13 protein-coding genes are annotated in these 12,322 nt (G+C 63.7%); 4 read left to right on the forward strand and 9 right to left on the reverse strand.

Features of this window, described 5'->3' with window-relative positions; translation table 11 throughout:
* The first annotated feature begins 282 nt into the window (after positions 1-282).
* Positions 283-1,038: a uridine phosphorylase gene (gene udp / locus AB5Y93_RS03025; RefSeq protein ID WP_010674037.1), complete on the forward strand. Its 756-nt coding sequence runs from the start codon at positions 283-285 to the stop codon at positions 1,036-1,038.
* 154 nt (positions 1,039-1,192) lie between these two features.
* On the opposite strand, the gene AB5Y93_RS03030 is transcribed toward udp, so the two are convergent.
* A complete protein-coding gene (locus tag AB5Y93_RS03030) occupies positions 1,193-1,888 on the reverse strand; it encodes an RluA family pseudouridine synthase (protein WP_368228783.1) in 696 nt (231 codons plus the stop codon).
* A gap of 194 nt (positions 1,889-2,082) precedes the next feature.
* On the opposite strand from AB5Y93_RS03030, the gene rihA reads away from it, so the two are divergent.
* Both rihA and AB5Y93_RS03040 read left to right on the forward strand, forming a co-directional pair.
* A complete protein-coding gene (gene rihA, locus AB5Y93_RS03035) occupies positions 2,083-3,018 on the forward strand; it encodes a pyrimidine-specific ribonucleoside hydrolase RihA (RefSeq protein ID WP_043154549.1) in 936 nt (311 codons plus the stop codon).
* A 29-nt stretch (positions 3,019-3,047) separates the two neighbouring features.
* Positions 3,048-3,524: a hypothetical protein gene (locus AB5Y93_RS03040; protein WP_045525252.1), complete on the forward strand. Its 477-nt coding sequence runs from the start codon at positions 3,048-3,050 to the stop codon at positions 3,522-3,524.
* Between the two features lie 96 nt (positions 3,525-3,620).
* Here the strand turns inward: AB5Y93_RS03040 and AB5Y93_RS03045 are convergent, their stop codons facing one another.
* The 3 genes from AB5Y93_RS03045 to AB5Y93_RS03055 all read right to left on the reverse strand — a co-directional run bounded on the left by AB5Y93_RS03045 (position 3,621) and on the right by AB5Y93_RS03055 (position 6,245).
* Positions 3,621-3,917: a helix-turn-helix domain-containing protein gene (locus tag AB5Y93_RS03045; protein ID WP_039039881.1), complete on the reverse strand. Its 297-nt coding sequence runs from the start codon at positions 3,915-3,917 to the stop codon at positions 3,621-3,623.
* Entirely contained in the window at positions 3,914-4,444 is a 531-nt protein-coding gene (locus AB5Y93_RS03050; protein ID WP_010674042.1) for a DUF1523 family protein, read from the reverse strand. The genes AB5Y93_RS03045 and AB5Y93_RS03050 overlap by 4 nt, the downstream gene beginning before the upstream one ends.
* A gap of 178 nt (positions 4,445-4,622) precedes the next feature.
* Positions 4,623-6,245, reverse strand: coding sequence for a methyl-accepting chemotaxis protein (locus AB5Y93_RS03055; protein WP_045525254.1), 1,623 nt, complete (start codon positions 6,243-6,245; stop codon positions 4,623-4,625).
* A 164-nt stretch (positions 6,246-6,409) separates the two neighbouring features.
* On the opposite strand from AB5Y93_RS03055, the gene AB5Y93_RS03060 reads away from it, so the two are divergent.
* Positions 6,410-7,042 (forward strand): LysE family translocator, encoded by a 633-nt coding sequence (locus AB5Y93_RS03060; RefSeq protein WP_039039878.1) that lies wholly within the window; start codon positions 6,410-6,412, stop codon positions 7,040-7,042.
* A gap of 126 nt (positions 7,043-7,168) precedes the next feature.
* Here the strand turns inward: AB5Y93_RS03060 and AB5Y93_RS03065 are convergent, their stop codons facing one another.
* From AB5Y93_RS03065 to dapE, 5 genes are all read right to left on the reverse strand, one after another.
* A complete protein-coding gene (locus tag AB5Y93_RS03065; RefSeq protein ID WP_045525256.1) occupies positions 7,169-8,272 on the reverse strand; it encodes a beta-N-acetylglucosaminidase domain-containing protein in 1,104 nt (367 codons plus the stop codon).
* 45 nt (positions 8,273-8,317) lie between these two features.
* Positions 8,318-10,045 (reverse strand): potassium/proton antiporter, encoded by a 1,728-nt coding sequence (locus AB5Y93_RS03070; protein WP_041215565.1) that lies wholly within the window; start codon positions 10,043-10,045, stop codon positions 8,318-8,320.
* 269 nt (positions 10,046-10,314) lie between these two features.
* Positions 10,315-10,461 (reverse strand): hypothetical protein, encoded by a 147-nt coding sequence (locus AB5Y93_RS03075; protein WP_010674048.1) that lies wholly within the window; start codon positions 10,459-10,461, stop codon positions 10,315-10,317.
* A complete protein-coding gene (locus tag AB5Y93_RS03080; protein ID WP_029314223.1) occupies positions 10,461-11,147 on the reverse strand; it encodes a M15 family metallopeptidase in 687 nt (228 codons plus the stop codon). Before AB5Y93_RS03080 ends, AB5Y93_RS03075 begins: the two co-directional genes overlap by 1 nt.
* Before the next feature lie 29 nt (positions 11,148-11,176).
* Complete coding sequence (dapE, locus tag AB5Y93_RS03085) at positions 11,177-12,304, reverse strand: succinyl-diaminopimelate desuccinylase (protein WP_010674050.1); 1,128 nt, start codon at positions 12,302-12,304, stop codon at positions 11,177-11,179.
* Positions 12,305-12,322: the final 18 nt, after the last annotated feature.

Below are 12,322 nucleotides of genomic sequence, written 5' to 3' on the forward strand. Positions count from 1 at the left end.
TCGCGCTCTTTGAATGGACGGTCGCTCAAGGCTTGACAAGGGATGGGAGTGCAAAAGGAACGTAAAAACGTTTTTCAAGAAATTCATCATCTTAGCAAACGTTTCGCGCCATTTTTGTCAGCTTTGAAGCGCAGAAGTGTGAGGCGCATCAAGGAATTGGAAAGCGCTTTCGACCATAGTTGGCGCCTCCCCGGATGAGGGGACACCGGCTAGAAAGTACCGTAAAGAATCACCTTAACTGCACTCGGCTGCCATGCGGCGGGGCGCAACCAGGAGTCCACTATGTCTGATGTATTTCACTTGGGTTTGAAAAAAGCGGATCTGCAAGGCGCCACCCTGGCGATCGTCCCCGGTGACCCCGAGCGCGTGAAGCGCATCGCAGAACTGTTGGACAACCCGGTGCACCTGGCCAGCCATCGTGAATTCACCACCTGGCGCGGCGAGATGGACGGCAAGGCCGTGATCATCTGCTCCACCGGTATCGGTGGCCCGTCCACCTCCATCGCGGTGGAAGAGCTGGCCCAGCTGGGTATCCGTACCTTCCTGCGCATCGGCACCACCGGCGCCATCCAGCCGCACCTGAACGTGGGCGACGTGATCGTCACCACCGGCTCCGTGCGCCTCGACGGTGCCAGCCTGCACTTCGCGCCGATGGAGTTCCCGGCCGTGGCCGACTTCGACTGCACCACCGCCCTGGTGAACACCGCCAAGGAGCTGGGCTCCAAGCTGCATGTGGGCGTCACTGCTTCTTCTGACACCTTCTACCCGGGTCAGGAGCGTTACGACACCGTATCCGGCCGCGTGGTACAACGTTTCCAGGGTTCCATGAAAGAGTGGCAAGCCATGGGCGTGCTGAACTACGAGATGGAGTCCGCCACTCTGCTGACCATGTGTACCAGCCAGGGCCTGCGTGCGGGCATGGTGGCCGGTGTCATCGTGAACCGTACCCAGCAGGAAATCCCGAACGCCGAAACCATGGCGAAAACCGAATCTGATGCCATCAAGATCGTGCTGGGCGCCGCCCGCAAGCTGATCTGATAGCCCTCTTTGTAACAAAGAGTACCGAGTGGGGGGTGGGGGCCGTTGCGAAAGCGCGGCCCCTATCTTTATCCGCCGTTTGCCGCTTTCCCTCTCCCGTCACGCATTTCACTGATCCCGCCGCACTTGCACTTGTTGTTCCTACCCATTGCCTCTAAAACGGCGCTGGACAGCGCACTTGCATCGGCTCGCCGCTCACCGGGTGCACAAAACCGAGTTCACTGGCGTGCAGCATCAGTCTGGGGGCTCGTTCGCAGCCTGGCGGGAGCAGGCCGCCATAGAGATCGCATCCCAGGATGGGATGGCCCAGCCACTGGCTGTGGATGCGCAGCTGGTGGGTGCGCCCGGTTTCCGGTACCAGCCTGACCCGGGTCAATGGCACCGGCTGGCCTGCCCCCTCCAGGGTGAGCCGCTCCATCACCCGATAGCGTGAGCGGGCGGGTTTGCCGCTGGCGGCGCAGATGCTCATCAGCGGGAACAGCGCCGGATCCTTGGCGATGGATGCGTCGATGACGCCCTCATCCACCGCTAGATGGCCGCAGAGCAGTGCCTCGTAAGCCTTGCTCACGGTGCGCTGGCTGAACTGGTGGCAGAGCAGGGCGTTGATGCTCTTGTTTCTGGCCACCACCATGACGCCCGAGGTGCCAAAGTCGAGGCGGTGCACCAGGGTGCAGCCGGGGTAATCCTGTACCAGCCGGTAATGGACCGAATCGAGGTTCTGCGGGTTCTTGCCCGAGAGGCTCAGCAGGCCGCTCGGCTTGTTGATGAGCAGCAGATGCGCATCCTCGAACAGGATCTCGATGGTGGCCGCACAGGGCGGGGCGATGAAGGTGTCGACGATGACGGACATGGGGCAGCCGGACGATGAAGGGGGAGGGATCATACCCGAACGATGGCGGCGCGGCGAATCTGGATGTCCGCTCCCAAGGCCTGTCGCCAAGTACTTGATCTCGTTGGTTGAGGCGTTTTGTGACTCCCTCCTGAGTTCATCTGGCCATCTCTTGCTAAGGTATGGCTCCCTGTCATGTTGTAAGGAGTCTGTCCATGGCGTTGCCCGTTATTCTCGATTGCGATCCCGGCCACGATGATGCCATCGCCCTTATTCTGGCGCTGGCGAGCCCCGAGCTGAAGGTGCTGGCGGTCACCACCAGCGCGGGCAACCAGACCCCGGACAAGACCCTCAACAATGCCCTGCGCATCCTGACCCTGCTCGGCCGCGACGACATCCCGGTGGCGGCGGGGGCAGCCAAGCCCCTGGCCCGTGAGCTCATCATCGCCGACAACGTCCACGGCGAATCGGGGCTGGACGGCCCAGAGCTGCCGGATCCCGCCTTTGCTCCCTGGGCGATGAGCGCCCTTGAACTGATGGCAAGATGTCTGCGCGAGAGCCCGGAGCCGGTCACCCTGGTGCCGACCGGGCCGCTCACCAACATTGCCCTCTTGCTGGCGGCCCACCCCGAGCTCAAGCAGAAGATCGCCCGCATCGTACTGATGGGGGGCGCCGCCGGTGCGGGCAACTGGACCCCCGCGGCGGAATTCAATATTTATGTGGATCCCGAAGCGGCCGATATGGTCTTCAAGTCGGGGCTGCCCATCACCATGTGCGGGCTGGACGTGACCCACGAGGCCCAGGTGATGGACGAGGATATCGAGCGGGTACGCGCCATTCCCAACCCGGTGGCGCAGTGCGTGGCACAGCTGCTCGACTTTTTCATGATCTATCATCGGGATCCCAAGTGGGGATTTGCTGGCGCGCCGCTCCATGACCCCTGTACCATCGCCTGGCTGCTGGCGCCCTCCCTGTTTCACGGGGTGGAGTGCCGGGTCGATATCGAAACCGGCGGGACCCATACCCTGGGCATGACGGTGGTGGATCGCTACGACCTGACCGGCAAACCGGCCAATGCCCTGGTGCTGCTGGGGCTCGACAGGGTCGGTTTCATCGAGTTGCTGGTGCAGCGACTGCGCTCATTTGGTTGACATCCTGGACATCGGATAAGGGGTTGGGAATGTGGAAAGGGACGTTGGCGCTGCTGACATGCATGCAACTGACGGGTTGCGCGACCCCGTTCGAGAAGATGTGGCAGGGGCTGGCGACCTGCGAGCTGGATACCCTTCATCTCGACATCGAGACCGGGCGCCCGGCCAATCCGCAGCTCGCCATGTATACCCCTGACAAGGTGAGCGAGGGCTTTGCCTGGTACAAGGTCCATCAGGAGTTGCACGGCCTGCCCATCGTCGGCTTCCTGGTGCCAGCCTCCACCTTCGAGGTACATGCCCTCTTCGTGGATACCCCCATCGCCAATGCCCGCAGGCTGACCCACAACGCCTATGGCAGCGAATTTTCCGACGAGAGGCTGCATGACGAGGGGATGGCCCCCCTATTGCTGCGCGACCCCAACAATCCCAAGCGCTCCATCATCGACTGCACCCGGGGTGAGTCGGCGGAGCCGCTGCCGGAAGCGTCTTTCGGCGAAGGGGAGTGAGTCCGGGGGAGGGCAACGGGATATCAGGCCAGACAAGAAAGGGGCCAGCCGCAAGGCTGGCCCCTTCTCTATGGGAGCAGACCCGGGTCCGGGGTGTCAGGGATACCCCAGGGTCTGCCTGATGACGGGAAGCTGCGCAGCAATCCAGGCCGGATTGATGGGCCCCCAGTCGCTGATGCGGTAGTGCCCCTGCAGATGGCGAGCCCCCTCGGTCTGCTCGAAGGCGCACTGGATGTCGAGCTCCGCCAGGGCGCTGAGGGTGTCCTGGGCGGTGCGGCGCGGCATGCCAGTCGCCTCCATGATGGCGGGCACGGTGTCCGTGCCCTGACTGATGAGGTGAGCCACGTAGAGCCGGCGATAGAAGCTGGTGCGGGTCTTGCTCGGCTCGCTCATATCTCGTCCTCGAGGCGATCAAAGTAGCGCCAGGTGGCGATGGCCGCCTTGCCCATCACCAGGGCCCAGACACCGAACCAGAACCAGCGGAAGAAGCTCCAGGTGGAGGCATCGGGCTCGGTGCTCGCGATCTTGGTGACGTTGGGGAACATGGAGAACATGTTCACGCGCCAGCCGTAGGAGGTGATGATGGCCAGGCGTTTTTCGAACTCCATGGACTTGGCCTTGGCCTGGACGTCGGCGGCGTTGAATTTGAAGTAGAAGGGCCAGCCCCATTCGGTGTCTTCATTGCGAAACACCCGGATCTTCTCGCCGGGGCGCTCGGTGTAGATGTAATAGACGTCGGTGGTGGGGCCGTCAGCCGGGTTCTTCTGGCTGATGGGGCCATCCTTGTCGGTGCGCTTCACCTCCACCCCGGTGATGGTGGCGATGGTGTGTTCCGGCAGATAGAAATCGAGCCAGAGTGCGGAGAGCAGGGCGATGAGGCCGAGCATGATAAAAGCGGGTTTCTTGAACTTCAGGCTCATGATGATCTCTCGATGAGGGGGAGTGACGTGCCTCTACCATACCCACATTTGCGAATGCAGCCCAGCCCCCAATGACACCTTGATGGCAAAAACCCGTTTTAAACAGGAGGCGTGAAGGGGGAGGGGCAAGTGCGGGGCCTGCGCCGGGCCCCGCGGTATCGAAGAGATCCTCGCAGTATCAGAGCTGGAACTGGGCGAGCTGCCTGCGCTGCTGCTCGGCGAGCTGTGACAGTTCGTGACTGGCGGCGGCACTCTGGCTGATGCCGGCAGCGTTCTGGTTCACGATCTCGTGGATGTTGGTGAGGTTGCGGCTGATGTCGGCGGTGACGCAGGATTGTTGTTCTGCCGCGGTCGCCACCTGGGCGTTGGCACCGTTGATCTGGTTGACCGCGTCCGTGATGCCCCCCAGCAAGGCCTGTACCTCGGCGGAGAGCTGCTGGTTGTGGCCGAGGATCTCCAGGGTCTGCTGCACGCCGCTGTTGGCGGAGAGGGACTGGCTCTGCAACTGTTCGATGATGGCCTGGATCTCCTTGGTGGAGTCCTGGGTACGGGCGGCCAGCAGGCGCACTTCGTCGGCAACCACCGCAAAGCCGCGGCCGCTTTCACCGGCGCGGGCCGCCTCGATGGCGGCGTTGAGGGCCAGCAGGTTGGTCTGCTCCGAAATGCTCTGAATGACTTCGATCACCTTGCCGATCTGCTCGGACTGGGACTTGAGCCTGGCCACCACAGTCGCGGCGTTCTCCAGACTGCCCGCCATGCGGCCGTTGGCCTCGATGCTTTCGGCAAACAGGGCCAGCCCCTGCTCGACCCGACTGTTGGCATCCCGGGCCAGCTCGTCGGCCAGGGCGGCGTTGTGGTTGACGTTGTCGGCGGTGCTGGCCAGCTCGGTGACGGCGGAGGCCACCTGTTCGGTCTCACCGCGCTGCTGCTGGGCGTTGACCTCTGCCTGGGTCATCACAGCGGCAAGCTCGGTGGCGGCGGAGGCCACATTGCCACTGATGCCGGTCAGGGTCTGGATGGTGTTGGCAAGCTGGCTCAGGGTCCGGTTGATATCCCTGGCGAGCTGGCCCAGCTCGTTGTTGCCTTCGGCATTGGCACGCACGTTGAAGCGGCCGAGGGCGACGGCGTGCATCACCTCCTGCAACTGGCCGATGGGCTGCACGATGCGCCCGGAGATCCACCAGCCGCCCAGCAGGGCCGCGATCAGGGTGCCCCCCATCAGCAGCAGGGTGCGCAGCAGGGTCGCGCGGTAGTGGGCCTGCTCCTCGGCAATCTCAGTCTGGGTCAGCTGATTGATGTGGACGGACATGGCATCGATCTGCTTGATGAGCGCCTCCCCCAGATCGCGAAAGTGCAGGCGGGCCTGCTCATAGGCGGCGGGATCGCCACTGCCTTGGTACTTGGCGGTCAGCAGGGGCAGCATGCTGCTGCGGGTGTGGCCGAGGTAGGCCTGCAGGGCGGCCGCGACCTGACGGTTGTCCTGCTCGGCACCGGTGACAACCAGTCTGGTCAGGATGGCGCCAATCTCCTGTTCGGCGGCGGAGAGCTGGGCCGGCAACTGGGCGAAGAGGGCCTCATCGTAGAGGCCGTAGATGGCGTTGGTGCGCAGCCGGTAGGTGGCGTGGATCAGGGCCGCGATGTCGTCCTTGTGGCGGGTGACGCTGGCGGTGGTTTCATTCATGTCCTGAATGGCACCGTCGATTTCCTGTTTGCTGATCACGGCCATCAGCAGCATCAACAGGCTGGCGAGCAGGAGAGGGATAAGCACTTGAAGACGAATGGACAGATTATTCAATGACATGAAAGATCCTAACCCGAAAGAGGAGTGAGGCGGCATCTTACACAGGCGCGACAATCCTTGTCACAGGGTTTTTAATGCTGAATTCTTGCTGAATGAAAAGGTTTTTCTTGTGTTAAAAGAGTGTGATAGGCAAGATCGTCTGCTTGTTACCCTGGAGGTGTAGTGTGTCCGACTGGATTGATCCCGCCATCTTGGCGCTCTTTATTCCCACGTTCTTTTTTGTCTCAGTAACCCCCGGTATGTGCATGACCCTGGCGATGACCCTGGGCATGAGTCTGGGGGTGCGCCGTACCCTGCACATGATGTGGGGGGAGCTTGTCGGCGTCGGCCTGGTCTCCGTGCTGTCGGTGGTCGGGGTGGCGGCAGTCATGCTCAACTACCCGGCCCTGTTCTCTGCATTCAAATATGTAGGTGGCGCCTACCTGGTCTGGCTTGGCATCCAGATGTGGCAGGCCAAGGGCAAGATGGCCATCCCGGCGGATCTCTCGGCGGGCCAGCAGACCAGCCCAATGGGACTGGCCGTGCAGGGTTTCGTGACCGCCATCGCCAACCCCAAGGGGTGGGCCTTCATGGTCTCCCTGCTGCCCCCCTTCATCAATGCGGCCAAGCCGATGGCACCCCAGATAGGGGCCCTGGTCGCGCTCATCCTGGTCATCGAGTTCTCCTGCCTGATGCTCTATGCCAGCGGTGGCCGCACCTTGCGCCATTTCCTCGCCAAGAGCGGCAATGTCACCCTGATGAACCGGATCGCGGGCTCTCTCATGCTGTTTGTCGGGGTCTGGCTGGCCTTCGGTTAAACACCCGCTCAATCTGCCGCCCTATGTGACGCCATGGGGCACCTGAAGAGAGATCATGCAAAAAGGCCACCACCCTGCCCGGGAGGTGGCCTTTTACATGGGCCCGTTTTTCATGGACTCATGAGGTCAGTCGGTCAGGCAGTCCGGATCGAACACGTACTCCCCGGCCAGCCAGCGCAGGATCTCGTTCACGCAGGCCTGATCCTGAAACGGCAGGTAGCGGCTCTTGAGATGGATGACCTGCTCGGGGGTGAGCTGGGCCAGACCGATGTCCTGGAAGAGCGGCAGGTCGGCCTGGATCATGGCGGAGATCTGCGGCCCGCAGGTGGCGTTGAGGGAGGCGTGCAGCGCCTTGTCAGGATCGTACTGCTTGCCGAGCTTGTAGCTCATGGGCAGGGTGGCGAGCGGCAGGGCCGAGAGGGCCGCCTGCTTCATGGGATTGACCGCATGGCCGCTCACGAGATCCGCCAGCTCTGCCGGACGGTTTTCGAAGGCGCGCAGGTGCAGGAAGCTGCTCGCCTTGCTGCCGTCGTTGACCGGATAGTTGTCCCACAGGAAGGGCTTGCGATGGAGCCAGTCGGCGGCCTGTTTGAGGTGGGCAGCCGGATACTCGGTGGAGCAGACTTTGGGGCCGGTCCAGAAGACATCGATGCGCCTGTCGAGCCCCTGACCCAGATCCTGCAGATAGTGGGGGGGCATGGCACCGAACACCTTCTCCAGCACCGGATCCGTGCTGTAGTAGCTGGGGCAGAACAGCAGGCGGCCTGCGTCGGTGTGGGCCGCGATGTCGTGGGCGATGGTGAGCTGCCAGTGGGCGAGATCCGGGGTGTCCCCCTTCATGTCGTCAAACAGGATCGCCAGGATATCGGGCTTGAGCGCCTCCTCGATGAGCCTCACCTTCTCCAGCAGGGCGGGTCGCTGGCGGGCATAGTCGTGATGGGCCCCCATGGGGCTCAGGCCCACCCCGAAGGCCAGACCGTTCTCCCGGCACTGGCGGGCGAGCTGGCACAGGGCTTCAAGCTGGTCGGCGGGCCAGGGGGTGGCCCAGTGCTTGCGCAGGTAGCCGTCTTCCTTGGGGGCGTAGAGGTAGAAGCCATAGCCGTGGCGGGGCAGCCACTGGGCGTAGCGGGCACGGGCTTCCCAGCTCCAGCCCTTGCCAAAGAAACCCTCGATGAGGCCCAGCTTGGGCGAGGGAGGATACAGACCGGACAACAGGGTTTGATAAGGCATGGTTCACTCCCTTCTCACACAAATGCGGGCTACGATGGCCGGCGCCTAGACGGGGTCTTCTTCCAGGAAGCGTACCCCTATCTTGCGGGGTTCACCCTCTTCCATTTCCGCCACCGTCCAGAGCAGTCCCTGCCAGGCGACATGGTCACCGACCACCAGATTATCGCCCAACTGGTGGGCAATAAAATCGCCGAGGCTCTGATCCGCCACCTCGCTCACATCCAGCCCGTAGAGCGGGGCGAGATCCACTAGCCTGGCGTTGGCCTCCAGCAGGAAGTCACCGAAGAAGCGCGGGCCCAGATCCTGCTCCGGCGCCTGGCTGAAGAGCTGACCGAGGGCGGGCAGGTCGTGCTCGTGGCCGATGACGCAGAGGATGTCATCGGATTGCAGGCAGGTACTGCCCGAGGGGTGGAGCAGCTCCTGGCCGCGGAACAGGGCGCAGATGCGGGTGCCCTGGGGCATGCGCAGCTCTCGCAAGGGGGAGCCGATGCACCACTTCTCGGCGCTCAGGCGATAGACGAAGGTCTCCCACTGGCTGTCGAGATCGATTTCCAGCCCAGAGCGATTGATGGGAGAGGGCGGTGCGGGCACCTCCACTCGCGCCAGCTTTGATGCCAGCGGCAGCGAGCTGCCCTGCAGGATGAGCGAAACCAGCACCACGAAGAAGGCGACATTGAAGTAGAGCTGGGCATTGGGCAGCCCCGCCATCATGGGGAAGACCGCCAGGATGATGGGCACGGCGCCGCGCAGCCCCACCCAGGAGATGAACCAGCGCTCGCGGGGCGCGAAGTTCTTGAACGGCAACAGTCCAATCCAGACCGACACCGGACGGGCAAACAGGATCATCCACATGGCCAGGGCCAGCGCCGGCAGGGCGATGGGCAGCAGCTTGTGGGGCGAGGCGAGCAGCCCCAGCACCAGGAACATGCCGATCTGGCTGAGCCAGGTCAGGCCGTCCAGCACGGAGAGGGTGGTGCTGCGGCTGCGCAGGGAGAGATTGCCAAGCAGCAGGCCGGTGAGGTAGATGGCGAGGATGCCGCTGCCCCCCACCGCCGTGGTGAGGGCGAAGATGAGCAGGCCGCCGCTCACCGTGAGCAGGGGGTAGAGACCGGGGGCGAGGCGAGCGGTGTTGATGAGTTTCCACAGCAGCCAGCCCCCGGCAAGGCCGATGCCAGCGCCCAGCCCGAACTGCTTGACGAGTTGCAACAGCAGGAAGCCGGCATCCAGCCCCTGCTGGGCGGTGGCCAGCACCTCGATCAGGGTGACGGTGAGAAAGACCGCCATGGGATCGTTGCTGCCCGATTCAATCTCCAGGGTGGCGCTGACCCGCTCGTTGAGGCTGCGCCCGCCGAGCAGGGAGAAGACCGCCGCCGCATCGGTGGAGCCGACGATGGCACCGATGAGCATCCCCTGCATCAGGTTGAGGTCGAACAGCCAGGCGGCGGCGAGGCCCGTGAGGCCGGTGGTGATGGCCACCCCGACCGTGGCCAGCGAGAGCGCGGGCCAGAGCGCGACCCGAAAGGAGGAGACCCGGGTGCGCATGCCGCCGTCCAGCAAAATGATGGCCAGTGCCAGGTTGCCCACCAGGTAGGCGACCGAGTAGTCGGCGAAGTGGATGCCGCCGGGACCATCCTCACCCGCCAGCATGCCGACGGCGAGGAAGATGACCAGGATGGGGATGCCGACTCTGGAGGAGAGTGCGCTCAACAGGACACTGGCGCCCACCAACAGGGCACCGATGAAGAAGAAACTGTTGACGGTGGTGGCATCCAATGGCGAACTCCTTATGGCGGGCTGCAAAACAGGCACATTATATGCAGATTGACCCCCTTTGTGTGGCTTAATTGTGCATTGTTTTGCAGTTTTTTACGTTTGTTGCGCAGTTTTCAAGCAGGGCGAGGGCGAAGTGACCGCGCGGGAAAGCGCAGGGAAAGGGGTTCAATCGAGGGGACTTTCAGGGCCGGCTCAGGGGGGCGGCAGAGGGCGAAAAAATGCCGTGGACGGGAAGGGGGCAGGAGCGCCGACGGGCTCCTGCGAGGGGGTCAGTCGTCCTCGTCGTCCTTGACCTCCCGGATCTTGTCCTTGTACTTGGGAAGCTGTTTCTCGAGCTGCTTCATGTCCTTGATGGCGTTGAGAAACAGGCCGAGCAGAAACAGCAGCGGCAAGCCTATCCATAACCACAAGCTCATCAGAATCTCCTTTCGTGGTGTGCCGGGGTGACATAGCGGGCCAGGATCTCGTCGAGATGAGCCAGGATGCACTCCTTGCCTTCAATATCCGCCCGTTCCAGACAAAGCGCCAGCGCCGCCGGATCCAGGGCCAGCCCGTCGGATTCGGGCGCGAAGCTCAGGTGCCAGGGCTCGTAGGCCACCCCCTGATCCGGTTGCTCCCCTTTTGCATAGGGCAGGAAGAAGCCGAAGTCGTTCATGTGATCGTCCAGCCATTCGCGCAAATCGGCAAACCAGCCGCCCGCCTCGTACTCCCAGGGTTCCAGCGCGAGCCGGGTGCCGGCGGGCAGGCAGTCCGGATCGTAGATGTCGAGATCCGTGCCCCAGTGATGGCGGCTGGTGCCGGGCAGGGCGCTCCAGTGCAGGATGGCGTGCAGTCGCTCGGTCTCGCCCAGTTGCAGGGCATCGAGGGGCTGGTTGTGCGCATCCAGCAGAGGGCGCTCGCCGCGCCATTTGCCGTTCCAGATGGCGAGCTGGCGCTCGAAGCCGCGCCAGCTGGAGGCCGCCTGCAGGTTGAAACCGGCATGGGCGGCAGCCACCTGCATGTCGTTGAAGGCCGCCGCGGTGGCGGCGGTCAGACGATGGGGGCCGCGCCCCACCAGGATGAGGTGGCTCTCATCCAGCCCAAGCAGTTGATCCTGATTCATGGTCTGGTCTCTCTTGTCTGGAGCACCGCTCATGCCAGCAGTCGTGCCAGCACCCCTTGGTACATGTCCGCCAGCAGATCCAGATCGTCCGCCTTCACGCACTCGTTCACCTTGTGGATGGTGGCGTTGACCGGGCCGAGCTCGATGACTTCCGCCCCGGTGGGAGCAATGAAGCGCCCATCGGACGTGCCCCCCGTGGTGAGCAGGGCCGGCTGCTGGCCGTTCACTGCCGCCACGGCGGCGACGGTGGCGTCCAGCAGGGCGCCGGTGTCCGTCAGGAAGGGTTGGCCGGAGAGGGTCCACTTCAGCTCGAAGTCCAGGCCGTGACGGGTCAGCAGCGCCTCGACCCGCTCGCGGATAGCCGCATCGGTGAGCTCGGTGCTGAAGCGGAAGTTGAACTGGACCTGCAACTCCCCCGGAATGACGTTGGAGGCGCCGGTGCCGCCCTGGATGTTGGCGATCTGGAAGCTGGTGGGGGGGAAGTAGGCGTTGCCCTTGTCCCACTCGATGGCGGCGAGCTCCGCCAGCGCCGGGGCTGCCTTGTGGATGGGGTTGTCCGCCAGATGGGGGTAGGCGACGTGGCCCTGCACCCCGCGCACCAGCAGATCGCCGGTGATGGAGCCGCGACGGCCGTTCTTCACCACGTCCCCGACCTGGGCGGTGGAGGAGGGCTCGCCGACGATGCACCAGCGGATCTTCTCGTTGCGTGCCTCCAGGGTGTCGATGACGCGTACCGTGCCGTTGATGAAGGGCCCCTCTTCATCCGAGGTGATGAGAAACGCGATGGAGCCCTTGTGGTCCGGGTGCTCGGCCACAAAGCGCTCGGTCGCCACCACCATGGCGGCCAGGGACCCCTTCATGTCGGCGGCGCCCCGGCCATGGAGCATGCCGTCCTTGATGGTCGGCTCGAATGGCGGGGTGTCCCACTTCTCCAGGGGGCCGGCGGGTACCACGTCGGTGTGGCCGGCGAAGCAGAAGAGGGGACCCTCGCTGCCACGGCGTGCCCAGAGGTTGGTGGTGTCCTCGAAGACCATGGGTTCGATGACGAACCCCAGGCGCGCGAGGCGCTCCGCCATCAGGGTCTGGCACCCTTCATCCAGGGGGGTCACGGAGGGGCGGCTGATCAGATCCTTGGCCAGTGTGATGACGTCCGACATCGGTGTTCCTTAACAGAA

Origin of the sequence: Aeromonas sp. R10-1, assembly GCF_040908465.1 — a bacterium.
Lineage (GTDB): Bacteria > Pseudomonadota > Gammaproteobacteria > Enterobacterales > Aeromonadaceae > Aeromonas > Aeromonas caviae.